Source organism: Asaia sp. A2, from assembly GCF_057319415.1.
Genome location: NZ_JBXWTO010000011.1, coordinates 1 through 26,019 on the forward strand (window position 1 = coordinate 1; position 26,019 = coordinate 26,019).

Consider the following 26,019-nt stretch of genomic DNA (forward strand, 5'->3'; position numbering starts at 1 on the left):
CTGACGCCGAAGCGCTCGGCAGCCTGCCGGCGGGACAGGCCCTTTGAAACCGCCGCGACAACGCGGGCGCGTAAATCCAGAGACAGGGTGCGTGACGACATCCAGCGCCGGCCTCCATCCCGGCCGTTACCTTGAATCAGATCACACACAGATTGGGAATCCCAAATGATTCAATCAGCAAAGAAAACGCTCTATCAATATGGTTGATATGTAAACCATATCTGTGTCATGGTTCAGATCTCATCATCAGGATCGACGAGCCAACCATGCGCCTCACCTCCTATCCCAGCCGACCAGGTTCGGCCCTGTGGCGGTCACTCCCGTTTTTCATGGCGCTTGGCCTTGGGGGCTGTACACGGGCGCCGTTGCAGGATGTGCTGGGATCGTTTTTCCCGTCATGGATGCTGTGTGCCACGATCGGTGCCGTAGCAGCCGCTCTGCTGCGCGCTGTCATCGGGGTTGTCGGGCTCCAGCAGGCTGTGCCTGCCCCGATGCTGACCTATCTCGCTTTCATGGTCGCCATCACCTTCGTGGTCTGGCTTGTGTTTTTCGGTCACTAGGCGGTGTCCATGCGCTCTCTTCCATCCCGCATCGGCGGTATCTCGCTCCTTATCCTGTTGCTGGCGGCCTGTGTGATTCTGGGCTTTCTGGTGCTGGATCGCCTGCACAGTCGGCCCCGCACTGAAGACGCCTATATCGCGGCCAATATCGTCCACCTCGCACCTGAAGTGAGTGGACGCATCGTTTCCCTGCCGGTTCACGACAACCAGAAGGTCAGGCGCGGCGACATCCTGTATGTGATTGATCCTGAGCCTTACACCTACCGTGTGCAGCAGGCGCAGGCGCAGGTCGATGGTCTGCAGGCCCAGATTGACGTGCAGACCAGTCAGGTCAGTTCCCAGATATCCCATGCCGGTGCCGAGGCCAGCTCGGTAACCAGTGCGCGGGCGCGGCTGACCCTTGCCCAGGCCACACAGGCGCGCCTGTCCCCTCTTGAGAAGCAGGGTTTCGTGACCCGTGAGGCGCTGGATCAGGCACGGGCTGAAACACGCAGTGCCGAGGCAAGCCTGCAATCTGCCCTGCAATCGGCTGTTGCTGCCCGTCAGGCTGTGCGCAGTGTGGCACCCCTGCGTGCCGATCTGGCAGCGGCCCAGGCGGCCTTGCGTGAGGCAGAGCGTGACCTGCGTCTGACCACGGTCAGGGCACCCTGTGATGGCATCGTGACCGACCTTAATGTGGCCGCTGGTGAATACGCCACGACGGGCAAGCCAGTCTTTACGCTGGTCGATGATGAGAAATGGTGGGCCATCGCGAATTTCCGCGAGACGCAGCTCGCCGGGCTGGCGCCGGGCCAGAAGGTGACGGTGTATGCCATGGCGCAGCCCGGCACACCCATCAGTGGCACGCTCGAAAGTCTCAATGCCGGTGTTGTGCCCGATGAGGGGATGAGCGCCAATGGCCTGCCCAAGGTGCCGCGCACCCTGAACTGGGTGCGCATCGCACAGCGTTTTCCGGTTCGTATCCGGCTTGATAATCCCCCGACTGACCTGATGCGCATCGGAGGCACTCTGGTTGTGGTCGTGATGCGATGAACACCGCCGAGCAGGCGCTGGTGCTGCCAAGGCGAAGGATCTGGCGCGAGGAAACGCCATCGACCTTTGCCTTCCTCAAAAAGGAAATGGCGCCATCTCCCGGTCGGGCACGCAACACGGCCCTGCTCGTCTTTCAGGTGATTGTCACGATCCTGATCGGCGAGACGTTCCGCATTCCCGATCTGCCGGTTCTGGTCTTCATCTGCTTCTTCCTGTCCGGCAATGACGCTGCCTCCAATACCAGCACGGCGCTGATGGGCGGGGCAGTGATTGTGGCAGGCACCGGGCTGACAATCCTTTTCCTGATGCTCAGCCTGTCCGAGCCCGGACTACGCCTGCCCCTGATGCTTCTGCTGACTCTCGCAGCAGGGTTTCTGTCACAGGCCATGACCATGGGGTCTTTGGCCAATATCCTGCTCTTCTGGATCGTCTACATGACCATGAGCGCGGATATGCTGCAGAATGTCGGCTATTCGCTGGACGGGTTCATTGGCAATACGACCGATAGTGCCGTGCCCGATGCGGCGTTCATGCCGCCCGAAGAGGCCATGCTGCATACCCTGCTATGGGTCGGCGTGGTGTTTGTCATCGCGCTGTCGATCATTGCGGTGGTCAATCGCCTGGCCGGGCATGATCCGCTCACCATGCTGCGGGCCGGGCTCGCACAGCGCTTCCGCGCCGTGGCACAGGGGTGCGAAACCGGGGCACGACCTGAGACGGCCCAGATGCGCCAGATTGCCTCACTGGCCGATCAGGGCGTGGCCTCGCTGCGCCAGTTTCATGACCTGAGCATCAAGCTTCATCCTGAAATCACGAGCCGTCATGTCGGGATTGCGATGATCCGCAATACGGCCCGTCTTGTCATGATCCTGCTGGCCTGGAGTCGGCTCGATACAACCGGGCGAGGCACGGCCTTCCTGCACCGTATGGGGCTGATCGTGGAGCAGTGCGGTGCTGTCTATCGACAGGGGCGCGACAACGTGGCCGTGATCGATTTTGATGAGGCTGCGCTCCAACGTCTTGCCGATGAATTCAGCGATGATCCGAAGCTCTACCCGCTGGCCAGTGAATTCATTCGTTCAGTCACCATCATTCACGGCCTGCTTGTCCGCCCCGAGACGACTGCCGCCCAGTTTGCGCCTGAAATCAAGGCGGCGGCCCGCAGTTTTTTCAAGCCGGATGCCTTCACGAACCCGGCCTATCCGCAGGCGGCCATACGGATCGCGCTTTCCGTGGTCATCTGTTACGCCATCACGCGTTTTACCTCCTGGCCGGGTATCCAGACCTGCGTCGTGACGTGCTTTCTTGTCTCCCTCGGCACAGTGGGTGACTCCGTTCACAAGATGCTCCTGCGTGTCACGGGCGCCATGATCGGGGCGGTATGCGGCATTGGCACCATCCTTACCCTCATGCCATCCCTCACTGATGTTCTCGATCTCATTCTGGTGGTGATCCCGGTGGCTGCCTTCGCAGGCTGGATCAAGAGCGGCAGCGAGCGCATCTCCTATGCCGGCGTGCAGATTGCGATGGCCTATTTCATGACCATCCTGCAGGGCTATGGCCCGACGCTGGACATGGAGACGGCGCGCAACCGCGTTGTGGGTATCCTGATCGGTAATGTCGTCGTGTATCTGATGGCCGCGGCGCTATGGCCGGTGAGTGCGACCAATGTGGCGCGCAGCCATCTGGTTGGAGCGGTGCGCCAGCTGGGCGGGCTGATAGCCTTGCGGCGCAAGCATCCTGAGCAGGCTGTCGATATCGGGCAGGAAATGGAACGCGAGAAATTCGGTCGCGCCATTGCTGCAACGCGTATGGCCCTGCGCAATGCGCCTTTCGAGGAAGAGCGCCTGAAGGGCAACGCCTTCATTCCCGATATCACCCTGCCCCTTGTGCGTGACATCCAGCTTCTTTCCATTCCCGTGGCCGTCATCTCGGATGTGAGGCGCGAACCTGACGACATGGCACAGGCGCAGGTCGATCAGCTTGCGGGATGGTTCAGCGAATTGGCGCAATGGCTGGAAGACGGCCACGACGGTCTTGCCCTTCAGATGCGTCTGCCACCCCTGCCCCTGTTGCCTCATGACCCCCAGCGCATGGTGTGGTTCGGCCTGCTCGATGAGGGGCTGAGACTGATTATCCAGCGCTATGACCCTGACGCTGAAGCACGGCCCGGACAGGGCGCCATGACAGAACAGGCCTGATGCCCGCCATGCAGCACGGATTTTTCCGATGACCCCAAACCTCGTCTCACACCGCACCCTCCTGTTGCGCGGTATTTCTCTTCTGATGCTCGGTGCGATGCTGGCCGGATGCAATGACACGCGCGATCTGGCGCCGCAGAGTGCCGATCACGCGTGGCATCCCCACGGGGCGACGGGTCTCACCCTGCCGCCCGACATACGCAATCCTTCTCCCGACTGGCCAACAGGCAAGGGGGTTGGAGGGGCATCATCCAGCGCCGGCCATGCGCAGCATGCCTTGCCGGAGGGACAGGATCATGTGTTGTCGCTGCCGCAGTTGATCGATCTGGCTGAGCGCAACAACCCGCGCACGCGCATTGCGTGGGAGAGCGCGCGGCAGGCGGCCATCGGTGTCGGTATGTCGCGTGCCGCCATGCTGCCCCAGCTTACTTTTTCGGCCATGGGCGGTTTCCAGCGCATGGCACTCCCCCTGCCCAATTATCTGTCGAGCCGCGGTTATCTGACATCGAATGGCGCAGCGGCGTTCCCCAAGCTTGAGCTTGATTATCTGCTTCTCGATTTTGGCCGCACGCGGGCCAGGATCAATGAAGCGAAATTCCAGACGCTTGCCGCCAATTTCGGCTTTTCGGCGGTTCATCAGCAACTCATTCTGGATGTGATCAGCGCGTATCACAGCCAGCAGGCGGCGCAGGCCATTGTCGCGGCCTCTCACCATGCCGTGGATAATATGGCGCTTTTGCTGCGTGCTGCGCAGTCGCGTCATGAGCATGGCGAAGCAACGATCGTCGATGTGGCTACGGCGCAGCGCAATCTGGCTCAGGCACGTTTCGATCTGGACAAGGCGGTCGATGCCGAGCATGGCGCCCATCATGCCCTGCTGGAGGTGACCGGCCTGCCTGCCACCCTGCCGCTCGAGATAGAACCGATGCCTGTACAGGCCCTGCCCCAGAGTTCTCCGGGTCAGATCAGGCAGCTTGTGGATCAGGCTCTGGCGTCGCGGCCCGATCTTCTGGCCGATATTGCCAGATTGCGCGCGTCCGACGAAGCCATTGCGGAATCCAAGGCCGCGCTGATGCCGCGTGTTGCCTTTGCCGGAACAATGTCAGGCTATCTGGGGGCGCTCAAGACCTATGGAACGGGTCGCTCGGCGCCGGCCTCGGCCATTGCACAGCCGGAAGCCGGGGCTTTTCTTCAGGTCAGCTGGCCAATCTATCAGGGGGGCTTGCGTGCCAATGCCATCCACATGGCGCAGTCGCAGCATGATGCAGCCGAGGCGACCCTTCTCAAGGATCGTCTGAGCGTCGAGCGGCAGGTGGCTGACAGTCAGGATGCGCTTGAAACGGCGCTTGCCCAGGTAAAATCCGCCCGTGTTCTGAACGATGCCGCCCGCACGGCCAATGAAGGGGCCAGTCAGGCCTATGCGCATGGGGTTGGCACCATGACGGATGCATCTACAGCAGCTGCGGCCCTGTTCGAGGCGCAGGCATCGCTTGCCGTAAGTGTTGCTCAGGCGTTTACCAAGGCGGCAGCGCTGGCCCATGCAACCGGGCAGCTTGATCTGGCGAACAACATGCCCGACGACATGAATACGGCAGCGCCCCGGTGAGCGCCCCGGTGAGCACCCCGGTGAGCACAGTAGAAGAGAGCCTGACTCTGGGACGCATGATGGGGCTGATTGCCCGGCGCTGGCGGCAGATCCTTGATGTCAGGCTACGCCCTCATGATCTGACCGATGCGACATGGCAGCCCCTGCTGGAATTGCAGCGATATGGTCGCCCCATGCACCCCAAGGAAATTGCCGAAGCCCTTCTGCTCGACAAATCCTCCATGGTGCGCATCCTCCGCACGCTTGAGGAAAAGGGCTTCATAACCCGTGAGCCCGATGAGGCAGACCGACGGGCCTTCTACGTGCAGATCACCCCGGAAGGTGCTGGGCGCCTTGATGAGGTCCTGCGTTTCTCACGGGTTATCGAGCAGACCGTCACCGAAGGGATCGATGCTGAGGAACTGGCGATTACCCGCAGAGTGATCGCCCGGATTCACAGCCGACTGAATGGCCCCGGTCTGGATTAGTCCGGCCAGGATCAACCGGGCCGGGTCGGCCGAGCCCTGATCGAATGGCTCGGGTCTCACCTGGCCTGCGAGAGTGGTCAGGCCTCGCTTTCCAGAACAGCCTTGAGAGCGGCCAGGGTCAGACGCACCTTGTGCTGCTCGGCATTGTAGCCCATCGCGCCCAGACGCCAGATCTTGCCCACCAGCGGACCAAATGCGGTGCCGATCTCGATCTGGTATTCGTCGCGCATACGGGCCCGCACACGCTCGCCATCAATGCCTTCAGGGATATAGACCCCGGTGACATTGCTCATACGATACGCATCCTGACCATAGAGCGTCAGGCCAAGACCACGCAGCCCTTCAGACATCGCCTTGCCGGCAGCCACATGACGGGCGAAGCGGTTCTCCAGCCCCTCCTCAAGCACCAGACGGGCACATTCGCGTGCGGCGTAGAGCATCGACGTGGCTTCGGTATGGTGGTTCAGGCGTTTTTCGGACCAGTAATCCATGACCATGGCGAGGTCGAAATAGTTTGAGCGGATGAACGGGCGCGTGCCATCGCTGATGTCATCACGACGAATACCGCTCTCGACCTTGCGGCGTGAGAAAATGAACTCGGCTGCCCGGTCAGAGATCGTGATGGGTGCGCTGCCCGGCGGGCCGCCCATGCATTTCTGCAGGCCAGCCGAAACCACGTCGATCTGCCATTCATCGGTGCGGACCGGCATACCACCGAGTGTTGCTGTGGCATCGACATAGGAAAGGGCACCATAGCGGCGGCAGAGTGCGCCGACGCCTTCAAGCGGCTGTGCCGTGGTGGTGGAGGTGTCGCCATGAATGGCGGCAAACACGGCGGGACGGTGCTCGGCTAGCGCGGCCTCGATCTGATCGAGCGTGGCGACCTGACCCCATTCCAGATCGATCGTGGCAATCTCGGCACCAAGGCGCTCGGCAATCTCGCCCAGCAACATGCCAAAACGCCCGGAGCGGATGAGCAGAACCTTGGCGCCCGGCTCGATCAGTGAGGTCAGGGCGGCCTCGATACCGGCGCGGGCTGAGCCGTCGATCAGGAATGTCCAGCGGTTTTCGGTCATGAACACCTGACGATAAAGCGCCATCGTCTGGTTCATGTAATCGGTCATCTCGGGATCGAACTGGCCGAGCATGTCCGCCCCCATGGCCCGCAGCACGCGCGGATGCACATTGATGGGGCCCGGCCCCATCAGAAGGCGCTGCGGCGGGTTGATCTCACCGAAAAAACTGCTCACATCGTTTCTCCAAGTCGCGTGACGAAGGTCACCAGGGCCTGATGCGCCGCCTCGACATCGGCGTCATCGACAGATTCTGCGGGGTTGTGGCTGATTCCGCCCTTGCAGCGGATGAACAGCATGGTCATGGGGGCGAGATTGGCCATGATCATGGCATCATGCCCGGCCTGGCTGAGCAGCATGGGGGGCGTGGTGCCCTGCCGTTCTTCCACAGCGCGGCCAAGCAGGGATGTCAGGCGTTCATCGCAAAGCGCGCCAGCCAGATCCTGTATGCGCTCGATATCGAGACGGATGCGCCTGCGTGTGCAGATGGCCTGCAGCGTGTCACTGACTTCCTGGGCAGCGCTTTCACGCACACCGGGTGTCACCGCCCGGATGTCGATGGTCAGAGCGACCTTGCCCGGCACGATATTGGGGGCGCCGTTCTCGACAGTCAGCCAGCCCACTGTCGTCACGAGATCGACCGGGTCCTGTGCGCCGATGCGCTCGATGGCCGAAATTGCCTCGGCGGCGGCGGCCAGGGCATCGCGACGTTCGTGCATGGCCGTTCCGGCGTGGTCGGCCTCGCCTGTCAGCGTGACGCGGAAGCGATATTGAGAGGCGATGCCCCGCACCAGACCGAGCGGCAGACTGGCGCGCTCCAGATGGGGGGCCTGCTCGATATGCGCTTCGATATAGGCGAAAACGTTCTGCCGTCTGGCAGTATGAAAGCGCGAGACATCCAACCCCCAATCCGCAAGGGCCTGACGCAGTGACACGCCATCGCGATCGGTGATGCTGTCATCGATCTGCTGCTTCATGCCGGCAGCAGAGCGTGAGCCCATCATATAGGTGGGAAAACGGGAGCCTTCCTCATCTCCGAAACCGATGACCTCAAGCGCAAAAGGCAGTCTGAGGCCGCGTTCGTTGAAATAGGCCACGGTCTCGATGCCGAGCAACACACCCAGCATGCCGTCATAGCGCCCACCATCACGCACGCTGTCCACATGCGAGCCGATCAGCAGAACGGGTGCGTCGGGTGTCACACCCGCATAATGCCCGACGAGATTTCCCACGGCATCGGTTTCAACACTCATGCCCGCCTGGTCCATCCACTGGGCCAGTCTGCCAATTGTGGCCCTGTGCGCCGGGCCGAGATAGGGGCGAAAGAGTCCGTCACTCTGGTCGCTATAGGGAGCGATACCGAGTTCGTCGCAACGCGCCCGGGCACGGGCGCCGCCTGCCTGAATGTCCATGATCTGGGTCATGTATACAAGCATGTCCCATGCGACGCCGAAAAACAATGGAAAGCTGTCCCGCAGGAAAGATTCCGTTCCGTCCAGGCACGATCGGTGTTGTGAAGCGCTTCGGTATGGCGGCAATCATGGCGGGGTTATGAGCGCGCTCGACCTCGATACGGCTTGCGGGCGCGTGAAATCAGATCGGTTCGATACCGTCTTGCTGAAGAGCGCTGGCAAGCCGCTTATCGCCGGTAGGACTGGCCTCCCTCCCGAACCGTATTGGCACAAGCAGGATGCGTCGCTGCCGCGTATCGCGATGGGGCGTTGCGAGACTGGGAGAACAGCCTTCCCCTGCGTAGTGCATCCGACCGGAGAGGAGTAATGCGGCGTTCTGGCGCCAGACTACGAGCCAGAACGATCTGGCCGTCGGGAACCGAACCTGCCTCGCTGAAAAAGGGGCAGGTTCGGGACGTGTTCAGGCGCCCAGTTCGGCCTTGAGCTGGGGCAGGATCTCGAACAGATCGCCCACGAGGCCGTAATCGGCCACGTTGAAGATCGGGGCTTCGGGATCCATGTTGATCGCCACGATCACGCGGCTGTCCTTCATGCCTGCCAGATGCTGGATGGCGCCTGAAAGACCGACAGCGATATAGAGATCAGGGGCCACGATCTTACCGGTCTGACCGACCTGCATTTCGTTCGGGGCAAACCCGGCATCCACCGCCGCGCGCGACGCACCAATGGCAGCGCCCAACTTGTCAGCCACAGGCTCGAGCAGCTTGAAATTGGCTGCATCCTTCAGGCCGCGCCCACCCGAGATCACCACACGAGCCGATTCCAGTTCGGGGCGGTCGGAATGAGTCAGCTCGATGCCAACATATTCGGCGTCCGGCACCTCGACCGCAGCAGAGACGGCTTCGATCGGCGCCGAGGCGTCGCCCAGCTTGGCGGCCTCGAAATTGGCGTTACGCACGGTCAGCACCTTGATCGCATCGCGCGACCGCACGGTGGAGAGTGCGCTACCGGCATAGATCGGACGCACGAAGGTATCGGCGTCGATGATCTCGACCACTTCAGTGATCGGCTGCACATCCAGCAGACCTGCGACACGGGGCAGGGTGTTCTTGCCATAGGCCGTCGCGGCGGAAACGATATGATCGTAATCCTTGGCGCGATCGGCAATCAGGGCGGCAATGCACTCGGCCAGATGCGGTGTGGAGTCCGCATGAAGAACGCGGGTGATCCCCTCGATCTTCGCGGCTTCCTGGGCACCTTCTGTGCCGATCAGCAGTACATCGACCGCACCGAAATGGCGGGCTGCGGCAACGGCGGAGAGGCTTGCCTTCTTGATGGCAGTGCCTTCGGCTTCGATCAGAACCAGAGTTGTCATGATCAGATCACCTTTGCTTCGTCACGCAGCTTGCCAACCAGCTCGGTAACGCTCGATACCTTGATACCGGCCTGACGCACGGGCGGCTCGACCACCTTCACCGTCTCCAGACGCGGCGTGATGTCCACGCCCAGCGTATCGGCAGCGATGGTTTCGAGCGGCTTCTTCTTGGCCTTCATGATGTTGGGCATGGTGGCATAGCGCGGCTCGTTGAGGCGCAGATCGGTGGTGACCACGGCCGGGAGTGCCAGACGCACTGTTTCGAGCCCGCCATCGGCTTCACGCACCACGGTGATGCGTCCGTCCTCGACGGCAACCGAGCTGGCAAACGTGCCCTGCGGCCAGTTGAGACGTGCCGCCAGGATCTGGCCGGTCGCATTCATATCGTCATCAATGGCCTGCTTGCCCATGATGACCAGACCGGGATTTTCGCGATCCACAATGGCCTTGAGCAGCTTGGCGACAGCCAGCGGCTCCAGTTCGGCGTCGGTCTGCACCAGAATGGCACGATCGGCACCCATGGCCATGGCCGTACGCAAAACGGGCTGCGCCTCGGCCACGCCGATGGTCACCACCACGATTTCGGAGGCAGCGCCTTTTTCGCGAAGCCTGACGGCTTCTTCGACAGCAATTTCATCGAAGGGATTCATCGACATCTTCACGCCTTGCGTGTCGACGCCGCTGTTATCGGCCTTGACGCGGGGCTTGATGTTGTAATCCACCACCCGCTTGACCGGGACCACTATCTTCATCTGTTTCTCGCCGATCCTGGAATTTGTCGTCAGGGTTCATACCTTATTGCGACTCAAAATCACATACCGACAGGATAATTCGGTCCACCGGCCCCTTCGGGCACACACCAGTCGATATTCTGCGTCGGATCCTTGATGTCGCAGGTCTTGCAGTGCACGCAGTTCTGCGCGTTGATCTGCAGGCGCATGGTGCTGTTTTCCTCCAGCGCCTCATACACACCGGCCGGGCAGTAGCGGCTTTCAGGCGAGCGGAAAATGCCCCAGTTGACCGGCAGCCATTTCGACGGGTCACGCAGCTTCAGGTGGACCGGCTGGTCCTCCTCATGATTGGTGCCCGACAGGAACACCGACGAGGTGAGATCGAAGGTCAGCGTGCCATCCGGCTTTGGATAGGCAATGGGCTTGCACTGCTCGGCAGGCTTGAGCGCTTCATGATCCGTATGACGGAAATGCAGCGTCCAGGGTGCGCGGCCACGGAAAATCAGGCTGTCGATCCCGGCATAGAGCGCGCCAAGGCGATTGCCCCAGCGGGCAAAGGCGGGGCGCACATTGCGGGCCTCGAACAACTCCTTGAACAGCCATGAACTCTTGAAACGGCGCGTGTAGCTCGTGGCCTCGCAGGGGCCTTCGCCCCCCAGCGCCTCGGCCACGGCTTCGGCGGCCAGCATGCCGGATTTCATGGCTGTATGCGTGCCCTTGATCTTGGGCATGTTCAGGAAGCCTGCGGAATCACCCGCCAGAACGCCACCCGGAAAGGACAGACGCGGCAGGGACTGGAAGCCACCCTCTGACAGGGCACGCGCGCCATAGATCAGACGGCGACCGCCTTCGAGATGCTTCGCAAATTCAGGATGGGTCTTGAGGCGCTGCATCTCCTGAAAGGGAGAGAGCCAGGTATTGCTGTAATCCAGCCCGGTGACAAAACCGTAGGAGACGAGGTTTTCGCCAAAATGATAGAGCCAGGCGCCGCCATAGGTGCCGTCATCCATCGGCCAGCCAAAGCTGTGCTGCACGAAGCCGGGCTTGTGCTTCTCGGCCGGGATTTCCCAGACTTCCTTGATGCCCAGCCCATAGGTCTGCGGGTCCACACCCTGACGCAGATTGAACTGCTTCATCACGCGCTGGCTGATCGAGCCGCGCACGCCCTCGGTCAGGATGGTCTGTTTTGCCCGCAGGATCATGCCGGGTGCGAAGTTCGGCCCCTGCTCGCCCTCACGCGTGACGCCCATATCACCGGTGATGACACCGCACAGGCGGCCATCCTCGATATAGGGTTCGGCGGCGGCAAAGCCGGGGTAGATCTCAACGCCCATCTCCTCGGCCTGGGTGCCGAGCCAGCGGCAGACCTCGCCCAGGGACACGACATAATTGCCGTGATTGGCCATGGCGGGCATGAGCTTGTCGATGAAGGGGATGACGAAGCCGCGCTTTTCGGTCAGGAAAAGCACTTTTTCTTCCGTCACCGGGGTTTTCAGCGGTGCGCCGCGTTCCTGCCAGTCGGGGAAGAGCTCGGCCAGGGCGCGAGGTTCGATCACTGCACCCGAGACGATATGCGCCCCAATTTCGCTGCCTTTTTCAACAAGGCAGATCGTGGCTTCCGGCATGAGTTGACGCAGTCGGATGGCGGCGGAAAGGCCGGCAGGGCCTCCGCCGACGATCACCACGTCGAATTCCATTTCCTCGCGTTCGATTTGCGTGCTCATGCGGTGTTCCGATCCAACTCGGTATCAGGCACCGCGGCGCGTGAACGTCCAGTAGAACGGCACGCGGCCTTCGCGGTAGGCCTTGGCTTCATAGCGTGTGGGTGACCAGCCTTCGGGGCGCTCGCCTTTGGCAGGCGGGGGCGCATCGAACAGATCCTGCGCGCCCATGATCTCGAACACCCAGTCCTGATAGACGGGATGATCGCTCGCAACGCGCCAGACGGCGCCGGGCTTCAGCAGGCGGGCCAGTTCGCGAATATTCTCCGGGTGGATGAAGCGACGCTTGGCATGGCGTGCCTTGGGCCACGGATCGGGGAACATCAGATAGGCGCGGTCGAGGCAGCCATCGGGCAGGGATTTCAGCAGCTGACGCGCATCATCGGGCCAGATACGGAAATGATCCGGCGGTGTGATCGTGTCCTCTTCGCCTTCCGGCACGATGCGGGACATGAGCGAGCACAGCCCGTTCTCGAAAACCTCGGCGGCAATATAGCCGACATCCGGATTGCGCTGTGACTGATCGAGCGCATGTTCGCCGCCGCCGAACCCGATTTCAAGCCAGACGCCCTGAACAGGAGCGCCCGTGAAGGCGGCCTGCGGAGCGGCGGCCTGTTCGGGGTTCAGGCGGAGCCTGGGCAGGGCCTCATCGAGAAGGCGCTGCTGGCGGGCGCGGAGCGGGTGCCCGCGCTGGCGGCCATAAAGCCGCTCAGGCTGGGACTTGAGAGAGGTGTCAGACAGTTGGGGACCTCAGCGGTTGAGGGCACCGCGCAGCGAGCTGACCAGATCGGTCTGCTCCCACGTGAAGTTGTCCAGCACCGGGTCGGGCACGCGACCGAAATGGCCATAGGCCGAGGTCGGCACATAGATCGGACGGTTCAGGCGCAGATGCTTGCGGATGCCGCGCGGCGAGAGATCGACCATTTCGTTCAGCAGCTTGCCGAGACGGGCTTCGTCGATATCCTTGCCCGTGCCATCGAGATCCACATAGACCGAGAGCGGCTTGGACACGCCAATGGCGTAGCTGAGCTGGATGGTGCAGCGATCGGACAGACCGGCAGCAACCACGTTCTTGGCCAGGTAGCGCGCGGCATAGGCAGCCGAACGGTCAACCTTGGTGGGGTCCTTGCCCGAGAAGGCGCCGCCGCCATGGGGGGCTGCACCACCGTAGGTGTCGACAATGATCTTGCGACCCGTCAGGCCCGCATCGCCATCGGGACCACCAATCACGAAGTTACCCGTCGGATTGACGTAGAATTCTTCTTCCGGGCACATCCAGCCTTCCGGCAGGACTTCACGGACCACTTCGCGCAGCATTTCGCGAATGGTGTTCTGGCGCATGCCTTCGATATGCTGCGTCGAGATCACGACCGAAGTCGCGCCAACGGGCTTGCCATCGACATAGCGCAGCGTGACCTGGCTCTTGGCATCCGGCAGCAGGCCGACGCCCAGAGCATGGCCGCTCTTGCGGTAGTCACGCACCTTTTCAAGGATCGACTGCGCATAGAAGAGCGGGGCCGGCATCAGGTGCTCGGTCTCGCGGGTGGCAAAGCCGAACATGATGCCCTGATCACCAGCGCCTTCATCCTTCTCGCCAGCGCTATCGACGCCGACGGCAATGTCGGCGGACTGCGCGTGCAGCAGGGAGGTGATTTCAGCGTTCTTCCAGGAGAAACCGTCCTGGTCGTAACCGATATCCTTGATGGCGTGACGGGCGCGCTCGATCAGCAATTCGCTGGTGATCGAAGCAGGACCACGAACTTCACCGGCCAGAACGACACGGTTGGTGGTGCAGAGGGTTTCGCACGCAACGCGGGCTTCCGGGTCTGCTTCCAGATAGGCGTCCAGAACGGTATCGCTGATACGGTCAGAGACCTTGTCCGGATGACCTTCAGAAACGGATTCCGATGTGAAGAGAAATTCGCCGTAGTTACGCACTCAGGGACCTCGCAGGGAATGAGTGAAAGAAAGGAGTACGGACGTGCGACAACCTGCGCCCGACCCGCAAGAGAGGGCTGTCCTTAGAGGCATACAGCCGCAGGGGTCAAGCGTTTGTTATGTTTCAGACGCAAGGCAGTCCCGTTTCAGCCGCCGAATATTTCCGTCATCTCATATAACCCGGCAGGTTTACCTGCCACAAAGCGGGCAGCCTTTACAGCACCCTGGGCAAAGACCCGTCGGTCGAAGGCACGATGCGACAGGGTAATCTGTTCCGTACCCGAAGTCAGGATCAGGCTGTGCTCGCCCACAATCTGCCCGGCCCGCAGTGAGGCAAAACCGATAGCCTCCTCACCCCGTACGCCTGAGCGATTGACTTCCATGACGTCGTTCAGTGCGACACCACGGCCCTCGGCAAGGCGCTCACCAATGGCGAGGGCCGTGCCGGACGGGGCATCGCGCTTCTGGCGGTGATGCGTTTCCAGGATTTCAGCATCATATTCATGGGCCGGCAGTCTGGCGCCGAGCTGACGTGCCAGATCGAGCAACATGGTCAGGCCGGGTGCGAAATTGGCAGCCCGCAGCACCGGGATCTGCGTTGCGGCCGCGCGGATGGCCAGTTCTTCCGCGGCGCCGAACCCTGTTGTCCCGATCACCCAGCCGCAGCCGGCCTGCGCGAAGGCTTCGGCATTGGCCAGTATCGCAGCCGGGCTGCTGACATCGATCACAACGTCGCTGCACGCCGCCAGCTGAGCCGGATCTGTCATGATCCGCTTCTGCGGATCGGCCTTGCGTGCCAGCCCACCGGAGAGCTCAAGCCCGGATGCCGCGACTTCCTCGACGCAAAGCGCGCCGAGGCGACCGGTGATACCTGCAATGCCGATACGCATGGCTCTTACTTCCCTTCGAAGAAGTCCTTGACCTTGGCGAAGAACCCCGTGTGCTCGGGATTGGCCTTTTCCTGCTCCTGCGCCTCACCAGCCTCGGCCTCGAAAGCCTCAAGAAGCTCCTTCTGGCGGGCGTTGAGATGATGCGGTGTCTCCACGGCGACCTGGATATACATATCACCCCGTGCGCTGGAGCGCAGCACCGAGAAGCCCTTGCCACGCAGGCGGAAATTCTCGCCCGATTGCGTGCCGGCAGGGATTTTTACCTTGGCGCGGCTGCCATCGATGACAGGCACCTCGATTTCCGTGCCGAGCGCCGCCTGCGTCATGCGAAGCGGCACGCGGCAATAGATGTTGGCCCCATCACGCTGGAAGATGTCGCTGCCACCTACCGCAATATGCACATAGAGATCACCCGGCTGGATACCGCTGCCACCGGCTTCGCCTTCGCCCGTCAGGCGGATGCGTGTGCCATCTTCCACGCCGGCGGGAATGGGAACCTCGATCGAACGCGTCTGCTCTGTTGTGCCGCTTCCCTTGCAGCTTTTGCAGGGATTACGCACGACCTTGCCCGAGCCCTTGCAGGTGGGGCAGGGACGCTCGACCAGAAAAAAGCCCTGCTGCGCACGCACGGCACCGGCGCCATGACAGGTCGGGCAGGTAACGTCGCCGGGGTTGCTGTCAGCCGATCCCGTGCCATGGCAGCTTTCGCAGGCGACGCGTGTACGGATTTCGACCGGCTTCTTGACACCTTCATAGGCCTCGGAAAGCGAGATTTCGACCTGAACCTGAATGTCATTGCCGGTGCGACGACGACCGCCGCCACGGCGGCCCCCCATCATGTCGCCAAACATCTCGAAGATGTCATCGAGGCCACCACCGCCGAATCCGCCCCCGAAACCACCGCCGCCCATACCGCCATTTTCAAAGGCAGCATGACCGAAGCGGTCATAGGCAGCGCGCTTCTGTTCGTCTTTCAGAACATCATAGGCTTCGTTGATTTCCTTGAACTTGTGCTCGGCGGTTTCATCCCCCGGATTACGGTCAGGATGATAACGCATGGCCTGCTTGCGATAGGCCTTTTTGAGCTCATCGGCAGAGGCTGTGCGGGAGACTTCAAGAACAGCGTAGAAATCGATCTTGGTGGCCATGGGAGTCCTCGTCAGGAGATCCAGGGATCAGAATATGCGGCCTGTAATGACCAGCGGGGGCAATCAAAGCAACGCGGGTAGAACCGCGTCGGGCTGAACGGCGAAACGCCCGCCCTTCCCTCAGGAAGGACGGGCGTCAAAAGCATCGAGCCGCTGGAGGGGCGAACCCCTCCTTGGGGAGATCAGTGCTTCTTGCTGTCGTCCACGTCCTCGAAATCGGCATCGACGACGTTTTCGTCCTTGGCAGCATGGGCTTCGCCACCGGCGGCACCCTCTTCACCCTGAGACTGGGCATAGACAGCCTGACCAATCTTCATGGCAGCCTGGGTCAGACGCTCGGTCGCTGATTTCAGGGCCTCAAGATCCGTGCCGTTCATGGCTTCACGGGTCGCAGCTACTGCCGATTCCGCTTCAGCCTTGTCAGCTGCCGGAACCTTGTCGCCAGCTTCGGTCAGCGACTTTTCAGTCTGATGGATCAGGGCCTCGGCGTTGTTGCGCTGCTCGACCATCTCGCGCTTGGCCTTGTCTGCCGTGGCATTGGCCTCGGCTTCCTTCACCATACGGTCGATATCGGCATCGTTCAGACCACCAGAAGCCTGGATCTTGATCTGCTGTTCCTTGTTGGTCGCCTTGTCCTTGGCCGACACGTTGACGATACCGTTGGCATCGATGTCGAACGTGACCTCGATCTGCGGTACGCCACGCGGAGCCGGAGCAATCCCGGTGAGGTCGAAATTACCAAGCAGCTTGTTGTCTGCCGCCATTTCGCGCTCGCCCTGATAGACCTTGATGGTCACAGCGCTCTGGTTGTCATCAGCCGTCGAGAAGGTCTGGCTCTTCTTGGTCGGGATCGTCGTGTTGCGATCGATCAGACGGGTGAAGACACCGCCCAGAGTCTCGATGCCCAGCGAAAGCGGGGTCACGTCGAGAAGCAGAACATCCTTCACGTCGCCCTTGAGCACGGCGCCCTGAACAGCGGCACCGATCGCCACCACTTCGTCAGGGTTGACGTTGCGGGCAGGGTCCTTGCCGAAGAACTGCTTCACGGTCTCGATGACCTTCGGCATACGTGTCATGCCACCAACGAGAATGACTTCGTCGATTTCAGCCGGGGTAACCGAGGCATCCTTGAGCGCTGCGCGGCACGGGCCGAGCGTACGCTGCACCAGATCTTCAACCAGGCTTTCCAGCTTGGCACGGCTCAGCTTGACCACGAGGTGCTTCGGACCCGAGGCATCAGCCGTGATGAAGGGCAGGTTGATCTCGGTTTCCTTGGAGGAGGAAAGCTCGATCTTGGCCTTCTCGGCGGCTTCCTTCAGACGCTGCAGAGCCAGCTTGTCGCCGCGCAGGTCGATGCCCTGGTCGCGCTTGAACTCGTCAGCGAGGTAGCCAATGATGCGGTTATCAAAGTCTTCACCACCAAGGAACGTGTCACCATTGGTGGATTTCACTTCGATCACGCCATCAGAGATCTCGAGGATCGACACGTCGAACGTGCCACCACCAAGGTCATACACGGCCACCGTGCCTGAATCGCGCTTGCCAAGGCCATAGGCCAGAGCGGCAGCGGTCGGCTCGTTGATGATACGCAGCACTTCAAGACCGGCGATACGACCGGCATCGCGCGTTGCCTGACGCTGGGCGTCATTGAAGTAGGCCGGAACCGTGATGACGGCCTGGGAAACGGTCTCACCGAGATAGGCCTCGGCGGTTTCCTTCATCTTGCCCAGCACGAAAGCGGAGATCTGCGACGGGGCATAGTTCTCGCCACGGGCGCGGACCCATGCGTCGCCGTTATCGCCACGTACGATTTCGTACGGGACCATTTCCTTGTCCTTGGCGACGGTCGGATCGTCATAGCGACGGCCAATCAGACGCTTGACGGCATACAGCGTATCGGAAGGGTTGGTGACAGCCTGGCGCTTGGCGGCCTGTCCGACGAGACGCTCACCGTTGGCGGTGAAAGCGACCATGGACGGCGTGGTGCGTGCGCCTTCGCTGTTTTCGATGACCTTGGTCTCATCGCCTTCGCGGATCGCGACGCAAGAATTCGTGGTGCCAAGGTCAATACCAATGACTTTGCTCATATTTCAGTCCTCTCAGCGGCGTCGTCCGGCCCATTCAGGCACCGGGCAACGCCCTTGTTTTTGTCTCCCTGCCTCGGCAGGGGCGGGTTACAGATAAAATCTAGGAGCGCATGACGAGGGTTTCAAGCCTCATTCTGCGGCTTTGTTGCCGCCCTTCGCCACAACGACCATGGCGGGCTTGAGCAGACGGCCATGAAGCGTCCAGGTGGGGGTCCAGGCCTGCATTACCGTACCGTCCGCGTGTTCGTCGCTCGGCTGCTCGGCCATCGCCTGATGCAGATTGGCGTCGAACACCTCGCCCACCGGATGCTGGCAGGTGATGCCATTGCGTTCCAGAATGCCAAGGAAAGAGCGTTCCGTGCTCTCGAAGCCCTCGCGCAGCTTGGCGACGAGCCCTTCTTCACCCTCGGCCTTGGGCGGCAGGGAGGCAAGGCCACGCTGCAGGTTCTCAGCCGCTTCGACCACGTCCTTGGCGAATTTCTGCACCGCATACTGGCGGGCATCTTCCACTTCGCGCTTGGCGCGGGTGCGGTAATTCTGCATCTCGGCTTCGGAGCGCATCCACTTGTCGCGGAATTCCTCAACCTGGGCTTCCAGCTCGGCAATACGTGATTCAGGCGTCTGGCCTGTTGTATCAGCGGTGGCCTGGGTCGCTTCGGCGGTCTCGGGTGCCGGGGCGTCGTTCTGCGCGTCGTGCAGTGTATTCTCAGTCGTCATCGTGGTCGCAACCTCGAAAAATCGGGCCCGGTCAGGCCGGGCAGCAAAAGGTCGGCTTCAGCGTACTCCCCCGCAACGGGGCGAGCATGACCGCCAGAAGCCACGGAAACACTCGGGTCGACCATTCAGCGATGTCCGACCGTTTTCGGCAGCCCCGTCTTGGGCGCAGCCGCGTGGTAAGATATAGGTGGCTGTGACAAGCCATATGCCAACCCCCCTTGGATTGGCAACAGGCAGAAATTGAAGGCGGATAAATCGCGCATGGAGACGACAAAGCACACCATCGCCCTGGTGGATGATGACCGTAACATCCTCACTTCGGTCCAGATGACGCTGGAGGCTGAAGGGTTTGTTGTGCACGCCTATACCGATGGCGAAGCCGCCTTGCAGGGCATACTCGCGCGTCCTGTCAGTCTGGCCGTGCTGGACATCAAGATGCCGCGCATGGATGGTATGGAACTGTTGCAGCGCCTGCGCGCGCGCTCATCCCTGCCGGTCATTTTCCTCTCCTCCAAGGATGAGGAGCTGGACCAGCTCATGGGCCTGCGTCTGGGTGCGGACGACTACATCACCAAGCCTTTCTCGCAGCGCCTGCTGCTGGAGCGCATCCGCGCCCTGCTGCGCCGGCAGGATGCCAGCCGCGCCGAGGGCAACGGTACGTCAGGCGCAGGCGCCGCCATCGTGCGTGGCAGCCTTACCCTTGATGAGACACGCCATCAGTGCCTCTGGGCGGGTCAGGATATCATGCTGACCGTCACAGAGTTCCTGCTGGTCAAGGCGCTGGCTCTTCGTCCGGGCATGGTAAAATCACGCGACCAGCTGATTGATGCGGCTTACGGTGAAAACATCTATGTGGATGACCGCACCATCGACAGTCACATCAAGCGTGTCCGCAAGAAGTTCAGGCAGATCGACGACAACTTCAACCAGATCGAGACCCTGTACGGCATAGGATATCGCTACAAGGAAGACTGATCCGGAATGCCGCAGCGTGAATCAATCGGCAGGCGGTCGCGGCGCGGCGCGCCGGGCGGCATGTCACAGGCCCTCAAACGCCTGCGTCGGCGCTCATTTCGCCATGGTGACACGCTGGCGCTGGAGGCTGGACGCGAGAGCCGCCGGATCACACGCCGCTTCCAGCTGCCGCGTTTCGCTTCGCCGCTCATGCGGCGTATCTTCCTGCTCAATACGCTGCCTCTGGCGATTCTGGCCGTCACGCTGCTTTTCCTGAACGACTTCCAGAACAGCCTGCTTGAAACCGATGTGAATGCCCTGCGCGAGCAGGCCCATATCTACGCGGCGGCCATGGGGCAGATTGCCGTGGTGCGCGACCCGGCCCGTCATCCCTTTCCTGGTGCCGAATTCATGCTCGACGGGGCGCAGGCGCGGCCCTTGTTGCTTCGGCTGACCGAACCCAGCCCCAATGTGCGCGCGCGCCTTGTCGGGCCGGATGGCACATTGGTGGCCGATAGCCTGAACGAAGCCGCCCTTGTGCGCCGCGACCGCAAGGGGCAGTCGGGGGCGGGCGAGCCTGCGCCGCCGCCACGCTGGCAGCCGCCACGCAATAACGGCATCGAAATTGCCTATGAATGGCTGCTTTCCCTGCTGCCGCTCTCCTCCCGCGAGGGGATTGTTATGCTGGAAACGCAGGATGCGCCGCCGCCTCTGCGCTCGGCAGGCGAATATCGGGGTGCCGAAGCCGCGCCCTATATCCGGCGTACCCCCGAGCATGAGCTGGTGATCACGGTGGCAGAGCCGGTCATCCATGACGGTCAGACCGTGGGGATCATCCAGCTTACACGCCAGGCCCAGGAAGTCGATCGTTCGCTGTTTGCCGTCCGGTCCTCCATACTCTCGCTGTTTCTGGCGGCGATGGCCGTGACGGTCCTGCTGTCATGGTATCTCTCGATCACCATCGCCCGCCCGCTGCTGCGTCTTGCGGTGGCGTCGCATGACATGCGCGATGTGGCCGGGCGCGCTGACAGCGTGCCGGAATCCCTGCTGGTACGCCGTGACGAAATTGGCGTGCTTGCGCGGGCACTGCGTGGCAGCGTGCTTGCACTATGGGCCCGCATGGACGCGATCGAGCGCTTTGCGGCTGATGTGAGCCATGAAATCAAGAACCCGCTTTCATCCATTCGCTCGGCCATCGAGACATTGCCGCGTATCGAGAACCGCGAACGACAGACGCGCCTTCTGGCAATCATCAACAACGATGTCCGCCGTCTGGACCGGCTGATTAGCGATATTGCGGATGCAAGCCGTATCGACGCCGAGCTGTCACGAACACGTTCTGAACCCGTGGCGGTCGGTATGCTGCTCTCTATCCTGACGGAGATGCATCAGACGACGCGCAAACCGGAAGACGCGATCATCATTCTTGATGACTCCCACGACGATGCCAATCATCCGTTGCGTGTTCTGGCTGTTGAGGACCGTCTTGTTCAGGTCCTGCGCAATCTCATTGGCAATGCCATTTCATTCTCTCCCCCACGTGGGCATATAACGCTCTTCATGCGTCCCGAGGACAGGCAGATCCGTATAACGGTGAGTGATGAGGGGCCGGGTATTCCGCCTCTCAAACTCGAGGATATTTTTGACCGCTTCTATTCGGAGCGACCCCAGACCGAGAATTTCGGCCAGCATTCAGGCCTGGGGCTGGCGATCAGCCGCCAGATTATCGAGGCCCTTCACGGGACGCTCCATGCCGAGAACCGTTATGACGAAACGGGTCGGATTACAGGCGCCCGTTTCGTCATCCTCTTGCCACGCGCGCTGTAGCGCCGGCTCGTTCACGAATGTGCCAGACGTGTCTGGCTGACCATGACACGGCGAGCATAGATATCGCGCATTTGCTGGACGCCGTTGTCATACGCTGCCTGGGTGCACTCTTCGATTTCAGCCTCACGGCGCTCACTTGCACCGACACTGAGTTCGCAGACATCGGCTGCCTTTGCGCGAATGGCATCGGCAACACGGTTCCAGTCGCGGTCTGACGTCAGATTGGTGTTTGTCACGTCAATCTGCGCAGTCTGGTTTGGCTTGACCTGCATGGTTCCAGCCGTGCCGTCTTCTGCCATTGCAGGTTGAGCAGCGAGTGCCACGAGGCAGGCAGCAGCAATGATCGACTTGGTGAATGTGAGCATGATCGAAATCCTGTGTGCCTCAAGCCCTGTGCCTGAGGTTCGATTTTACTCATGCAAACGTCATGCCAAATCAGCGGTACGAAAGTTTTTTGAGGAAAAAATCCCCATATAGGCAAAATGAATGTCAAATAATCTCATATTATGAGAAAAAAAATTATTTTTTGGTCGTGTAAGACATTTCCAGGAAGGTCTGCGTCTGACGCTTGTCTTTTCGCACCGGTACGTACTGCTGATGAGCGGCAGAATATTGGTGCGAGTCAATCAGGCGTACATGCCCTGAAAAACTATCAGTGATGATTGAAACAGTCTTCCAGTCAGGGCAAGGTCCCGAAAAAAGGAGGAACTGGTGGATTACCTCGGCAAACGTGTGCAAGATCACGGACGGAAGATACCGTTTATTGGGAAATCGCTCTATCAGATCGGCAAGGACATGCGTCCGTCTGTTGATCGCTTTATTATCAAGCAATCTCTCATTCCGAATACTGCCCTGGTTGATGCGCGGTTCTTTCCGTGGGTGCGGATGATCGAACAGAACTGGGAAGTCATACGCGATGAGGCTGTCCAGCTTCGCGCTCAGGATATTCCATCCCTGGGGGCTATATCGAAAGAGCACGGCCGTATTGCGGGCGATCTTCGCTGGCGCTCGTTCTTTTTTGAGGGGTATGGCTATCGTCGTGAGGAGAATTGCCGCCGGGCTCCCAGAACGGCCGCTCTGCTGCGACGTGTTCCCGGTCTGGTAACGGCGAGCTTTTCCGTACTCGAGGCGGGTTGTCGTATCCCTCGTCATGTTGGAATGACGAAAGGAACGCTCGTTTATCATCTCGGGCTCAGGATCCCCAGAGACAGGGCTTCCTGTCAGATCACCATTGAGGGTGATGATGGGAACCACGTCTATTCCTGGGCAGATGGTGAGTCATTGCTGTTTGACGACACCTATAACCACCAGGTGCTGAACGATACCGGGGAAGATCGCTATATCCTTCTTATTCAGATACAGCGTCCCTGTCGTTTGCCTGCAAGACTGTTGCTTCGCCTGTTCCTGTTCTGTGTGCGCCACTCGCGATTTGTTCAGGAGATAAAGAAGCGGCTCGACCGGATGCCGGGGCCGACATCAGGCGCGGCGGCTGGTTCTCATTGACCGAAGTACCTGATGTCCCTGCCTCAATCAGGATAGGGGCATGAAACGGCCTGTTCAGCGTGCCGCATGCCAGCGCCGGGCCTGAAGCACGACGCTATAGCTGACGAGGATGAACAGCAGCGCGGCAGCAATACCGCCGAGGACCGTCATCGAAACAGGCAGATGAAAGAGATAGGTCGGGTCATCGCAGGGTTTGGCAGGACGAAGAGGCATACTGGCCATACGCTCGTGGAAGCTGGCGCCTGCATGGAATACGGGTGCGTGACAGGCCGGAAGCGGGCTTTCCCACCATTTCTGCTCAACGCCATTATGGAGCCCGGCCAGCATGACGGCTGCAGCAAGGGCTGGCAGACTCAGGACCGTGGCCCAGAACCCGACCATACCCGGGATGAGCAGGGCCAGAACGCCAAGAAAGGCGACGATGCGCCACGGCGCACGCTCGATAAGGCAAAGCTCGCACGGGGCATAGCCGAGCACGTGCTCGGCCCACCAGGCGACGCCAATTGCGGCCATACCGGCGAAAAACAGTAATCCACCGGTCAGTCGAGCAATCATTCCTGTCTTTCGGTCTCTCTGAGCATTTCAAGAAAACGATCGGCCCAGTTTGCTGCGGTATTCTGGGTGACGTCGTAATGCAGAGCCTGCCAGCGTCTTTGCCGCTCTTCAAGACTCATTGTGATCCCGGCATGGATCGCATCGGCAATGCCTTCGTGATCATACGGGTTCACCATGAGGGCCTGCTCCATTTCAGGCGCAGCGCCGGCGAGCGATGACAGGATGAGGGCGCCCGGATCATCGGCGCTTTGCGCGGCGACGAATTCCTTGGCCACAAGATTCATGCCATCGCGCAACGGGGTGACCAGTGCCACATCGGCGATGCGGTGGAAACCGGCCAGAACCTCGCGCGGGACAGACTGGGTGAGGTAGCGAATGGGTGACCAGTCGAAGTTACCATGCATGGCATTGATATGCCCTGCCATCTCATCAAGCTCACGACGCAGCGCACGATAGCTGGCGACACCGGCGCGTGAGACGGGTGTGATCTGCAGGAGAACCGTCTCACCCTTATGCTCGGGGTAGCGGTTGAGAAAAGTCTCGTAGCCGTGGATGCGCTCCGGGATCCCCTTGGAGTAGTCGAGGCGATCCACGCCAAGGATGAGCTTGCGGCCACGAAGGGACGCCTGGAGGCGCTGAACCTCCTCGGCCATGACATTCTGTTCGGCCTGCTCGCTGAATTCGACCGGGTCGATGCCAATCGGGAAATGAACGGCGCGGTTGGGCAGATTATTGGCCTCGAAGCACCCGTTCATGTTGCGGGCGTCTTCCTCGGTCTGCACACCGATGAGGTCATAGGCAGCCATCTCACGCAGCATTTCCTCGGCGCAGGGAAGCACGCGTGTCACGCTCCAGGGCGGGAACGGGATATGCAGGAAAAAGCCGATCTTGGCCTTCACGCCACGCCGACGCAGTTTCGCGCCCAGCGGGAAGAGATGATAGTCATGGACCCAGAGCGTATCGTCCTCGCGCAAGAGAGTGACGAGCTGATCGGCAAAGAGGGCATTGACCTCGCGATAGACCTTATAGTCGATCCGTTTGTAGTCGATGATCCCGATACGATAGTGGCAGAGTGGCCAAAGCAGCCCGTTGGAGAATTTCTCGTAGAAATGCTCGTACTCGCTGCGCGTCAGATCGATCGTGGCATAGGTGCAGCTCTCATGGGTGTCGAGCTTGGGCGTCTGCTCGCGGGATTGCGTGGTGTGGCGGCCTGACCAGCCAAACCAGAGGCTCTCCGTGCCACGCACGGCATCGCGTACGCCCACAGCCAGACCGCCTGCGGGCTGGCTGCGTTCACGCGGGGCAGGGACACGGTTGGAAACAACGACGAGGCGACCCATCAGGCAGTCTCCACATAGCGGGCAAGCCATGCCCTGAATTCATGGGCGGTCGGGAAGTCATCAGGAATGAGATAACCGACCCCGCCAAGAGCCTTGGCGGCCCGAACGCCGTCCATGTCAGTCACGTCGTCCCCGACAAAAACCGGTATGCGCCCGACGAAAGGAGGCTGCGCCATCAAAGCCTCGACGGCATTGCCCTTGTGAATACCGGCAAGGCGGATTTCCCAGGCCATCTTGGACGGATGAATTTCAAAATCATCCTGACCCGCCAGCCATGCGATGATTTCCTGCTCGAAAATGCTGCCAGCGTCGGGATTACCACGATAATGCAGCACGAGCCCCGCCTTCTTGCGTTCGAGCGCCGTATTGGGGAAACGCCCAGTCAGGGCTTCGGCACGGCTTTGCCATTCCGGGGGTAGGGGCGTTGTGACAACAGGTTCTTCCTGTCCATCAAGGCTGCGACGCAGGGTAAGCCCATGCTCGCCTGCAACAGCGGTCGGGATACCGGGCAGAAAATGGTCGATCTGTTCGATCGGACGCCCGGTAACAATGGCAAGCGCACCGCCGCAACGGTCTCTGAGGCGCAGCAGCGTCTCGATCAGGCCGGGCTCGACCTGAACAGAAGCCGGTGTGGGGGCAATATCGACCAAAGTCCCGTCGAAATCGAGCAGAAAGGCTGCGTGATCCGCAGAGGGCGCGATTGGGCCAGATGACGGAGTCGCCGTGGGAGAGGGGGTTGTCATGGGTTTGATAACTTCCTCATTGATACGCGGTTGCACCGAAATACAGGCACAGCTGCGTTATCAGCCCCAAATCTGATCAGAATATGGTCGTCATGTCATTTTGTTGCTTTGCACCCGATCCGCGACACTGGATCGGGCT

At 60.9% G+C, this 26,019-nt stretch carries 24 protein-coding genes; 9 read left to right on the forward strand and 15 right to left on the reverse strand.

Annotated elements, in window-relative coordinates; genetic code table 11:
• The first annotated feature begins 266 nt into the window (after positions 1 to 266).
• The 5 genes from ACWNRM_RS10410 to ACWNRM_RS10430 are packed head-to-tail and all read left to right on the forward strand — an operon-like array spanning position 267 to position 5,866.
• Positions 267 to 560, forward strand: a complete 294-nt coding sequence (locus ACWNRM_RS10410; RefSeq protein WP_485170724.1) for a YtcA family lipoprotein — start codon at positions 267 to 269, stop codon at positions 558 to 560.
• 9 nt (positions 561 to 569) lie between these two features.
• Positions 570 to 1,592 (forward strand): multidrug transporter subunit MdtN, encoded by a 1,023-nt coding sequence (locus tag ACWNRM_RS10415; protein WP_485170725.1) that lies wholly within the window; start codon positions 570 to 572, stop codon positions 1,590 to 1,592.
• A complete protein-coding gene (locus ACWNRM_RS10420) occupies positions 1,589 to 3,793 on the forward strand; it encodes an FUSC family protein (RefSeq protein WP_485170726.1) in 2,205 nt (734 codons plus the stop codon). The genes ACWNRM_RS10415 and ACWNRM_RS10420 overlap by 4 nt, the downstream gene beginning before the upstream one ends.
• A gap of 28 nt (positions 3,794 to 3,821) precedes the next feature.
• Entirely contained in the window at positions 3,822 to 5,399 is a 1,578-nt protein-coding gene (locus ACWNRM_RS10425) for a TolC family protein (protein WP_485170727.1), read from the forward strand.
• 20 nt (positions 5,400 to 5,419) lie between these two features.
• A complete protein-coding gene (locus ACWNRM_RS10430; protein WP_485172209.1) occupies positions 5,420 to 5,866 on the forward strand; it encodes a MarR family winged helix-turn-helix transcriptional regulator in 447 nt (148 codons plus the stop codon).
• Positions 5,867 to 5,943: 77 nt separating this feature from the next.
• Here ACWNRM_RS10430 and ACWNRM_RS10435 read toward each other — a convergent pair whose 3' ends face one another.
• Both ACWNRM_RS10435 and ACWNRM_RS10440 read right to left on the reverse strand, forming a co-directional pair.
• On the reverse strand, positions 5,944 to 7,071 hold the full coding sequence (locus ACWNRM_RS10435; RefSeq protein WP_122038496.1) for a pyridoxal-phosphate-dependent aminotransferase family protein: 1,128 nt from the start codon (positions 7,069 to 7,071) through the stop codon (positions 5,944 to 5,946).
• A 41-nt stretch (positions 7,072 to 7,112) separates the two neighbouring features.
• Complete coding sequence (locus tag ACWNRM_RS10440) at positions 7,113 to 8,363, reverse strand: allantoate amidohydrolase (protein WP_240993426.1); 1,251 nt, start codon at positions 8,361 to 8,363, stop codon at positions 7,113 to 7,115.
• A 127-nt stretch (positions 8,364 to 8,490) separates the two neighbouring features.
• On the opposite strand from ACWNRM_RS10440, the gene ACWNRM_RS10445 reads away from it, so the two are divergent.
• Positions 8,491 to 8,718, forward strand: coding sequence for a hypothetical protein (locus ACWNRM_RS10445; protein WP_485170729.1), 228 nt, complete (start codon positions 8,491 to 8,493; stop codon positions 8,716 to 8,718).
• A gap of 93 nt (positions 8,719 to 8,811) precedes the next feature.
• On the opposite strand, the gene ACWNRM_RS10450 is transcribed toward ACWNRM_RS10445, so the two are convergent.
• From ACWNRM_RS10450 to ACWNRM_RS10490, 9 genes are all read right to left on the reverse strand, one after another.
• Complete coding sequence (locus ACWNRM_RS10450) at positions 8,812 to 9,726, reverse strand: FAD-binding protein (RefSeq protein WP_485170730.1); 915 nt, start codon at positions 9,724 to 9,726, stop codon at positions 8,812 to 8,814.
• A gap of 2 nt (positions 9,727 to 9,728) precedes the next feature.
• Entirely contained in the window at positions 9,729 to 10,478 is a 750-nt protein-coding gene (locus tag ACWNRM_RS10455) for an electron transfer flavoprotein subunit beta/FixA family protein (RefSeq protein WP_485170731.1), read from the reverse strand.
• A gap of 59 nt (positions 10,479 to 10,537) precedes the next feature.
• Positions 10,538 to 12,181, reverse strand: coding sequence for an electron transfer flavoprotein-ubiquinone oxidoreductase (locus tag ACWNRM_RS10460; protein WP_485170732.1), 1,644 nt, complete (start codon positions 12,179 to 12,181; stop codon positions 10,538 to 10,540).
• 24 nt (positions 12,182 to 12,205) lie between these two features.
• Complete coding sequence (trmB, locus tag ACWNRM_RS10465; RefSeq protein ID WP_485170810.1) at positions 12,206 to 12,919, reverse strand: tRNA (guanine(46)-N(7))-methyltransferase TrmB; 714 nt, start codon at positions 12,917 to 12,919, stop codon at positions 12,206 to 12,208.
• Positions 12,920 to 12,928: 9 nt separating this feature from the next.
• Positions 12,929 to 14,116: a methionine adenosyltransferase gene (gene metK / locus ACWNRM_RS10470; RefSeq protein ID WP_485170733.1), complete on the reverse strand. Its 1,188-nt coding sequence runs from the start codon at positions 14,114 to 14,116 to the stop codon at positions 12,929 to 12,931.
• A 146-nt stretch (positions 14,117 to 14,262) separates the two neighbouring features.
• Positions 14,263 to 15,006, reverse strand: a complete 744-nt coding sequence (dapB, locus tag ACWNRM_RS10475) for a 4-hydroxy-tetrahydrodipicolinate reductase (protein WP_485170734.1) — start codon at positions 15,004 to 15,006, stop codon at positions 14,263 to 14,265.
• Between the two features lie 5 nt (positions 15,007 to 15,011).
• Entirely contained in the window at positions 15,012 to 16,154 is a 1,143-nt protein-coding gene (gene dnaJ / locus ACWNRM_RS10480; RefSeq protein ID WP_485170735.1) for a molecular chaperone DnaJ, read from the reverse strand.
• 182 nt (positions 16,155 to 16,336) lie between these two features.
• On the reverse strand, positions 16,337 to 18,241 hold the full coding sequence (gene dnaK / locus ACWNRM_RS10485) for a molecular chaperone DnaK (protein WP_485170736.1): 1,905 nt from the start codon (positions 18,239 to 18,241) through the stop codon (positions 16,337 to 16,339).
• 129 nt (positions 18,242 to 18,370) lie between these two features.
• Positions 18,371 to 18,958, reverse strand: coding sequence for a nucleotide exchange factor GrpE (locus ACWNRM_RS10490; RefSeq protein ID WP_485170737.1), 588 nt, complete (start codon positions 18,956 to 18,958; stop codon positions 18,371 to 18,373).
• A 261-nt stretch (positions 18,959 to 19,219) separates the two neighbouring features.
• On the opposite strand from ACWNRM_RS10490, the gene ACWNRM_RS10495 reads away from it, so the two are divergent.
• On the forward strand, positions 19,220 to 19,933 hold the full coding sequence (locus tag ACWNRM_RS10495; protein ID WP_485170738.1) for a response regulator transcription factor: 714 nt from the start codon (positions 19,220 to 19,222) through the stop codon (positions 19,931 to 19,933).
• A gap of 6 nt (positions 19,934 to 19,939) precedes the next feature.
• The gene (locus ACWNRM_RS10500; RefSeq protein ID WP_485170739.1) at positions 19,940 to 21,739 is read left to right on the forward strand and encodes an ATP-binding protein; all 1,800 of its coding nucleotides are present in this window, start codon (positions 19,940 to 19,942) and stop codon (positions 21,737 to 21,739) included.
• A gap of 11 nt (positions 21,740 to 21,750) precedes the next feature.
• Here the strand turns inward: ACWNRM_RS10500 and ACWNRM_RS10505 are convergent, their stop codons facing one another.
• Entirely contained in the window at positions 21,751 to 22,104 is a 354-nt protein-coding gene (locus ACWNRM_RS10505) for a UrcA family protein (protein ID WP_485170740.1), read from the reverse strand.
• Positions 22,105 to 22,450: 346 nt separating this feature from the next.
• Between ACWNRM_RS10505 and ACWNRM_RS10510 the strand changes: the two genes are divergently transcribed.
• Complete coding sequence (locus ACWNRM_RS10510; protein WP_485170741.1) at positions 22,451 to 23,242, forward strand: aspartyl/asparaginyl beta-hydroxylase domain-containing protein; 792 nt, start codon at positions 22,451 to 22,453, stop codon at positions 23,240 to 23,242.
• Positions 23,243 to 23,296: 54 nt separating this feature from the next.
• Here ACWNRM_RS10510 and ACWNRM_RS10515 read toward each other — a convergent pair whose 3' ends face one another.
• The 3 genes from ACWNRM_RS10515 to otsB are packed head-to-tail and all read right to left on the reverse strand — an operon-like array spanning position 23,297 to position 25,880.
• Positions 23,297 to 23,797, reverse strand: a complete 501-nt coding sequence (locus ACWNRM_RS10515; RefSeq protein ID WP_485170742.1) for a disulfide bond formation protein B — start codon at positions 23,795 to 23,797, stop codon at positions 23,297 to 23,299.
• Positions 23,794 to 25,137, reverse strand: coding sequence for an alpha,alpha-trehalose-phosphate synthase (UDP-forming) (locus ACWNRM_RS10520; protein WP_485170743.1), 1,344 nt, complete (start codon positions 25,135 to 25,137; stop codon positions 23,794 to 23,796). The genes ACWNRM_RS10515 and ACWNRM_RS10520 overlap by 4 nt, the downstream gene beginning before the upstream one ends.
• Positions 25,137 to 25,880 (reverse strand): trehalose-phosphatase, encoded by a 744-nt coding sequence (gene otsB, locus ACWNRM_RS10525; RefSeq protein WP_485170744.1) that lies wholly within the window; start codon positions 25,878 to 25,880, stop codon positions 25,137 to 25,139. The genes ACWNRM_RS10520 and otsB overlap by 1 nt, the downstream gene beginning before the upstream one ends.
• Between the last annotated feature and the right edge of the window lie 139 nt (positions 25,881 to 26,019).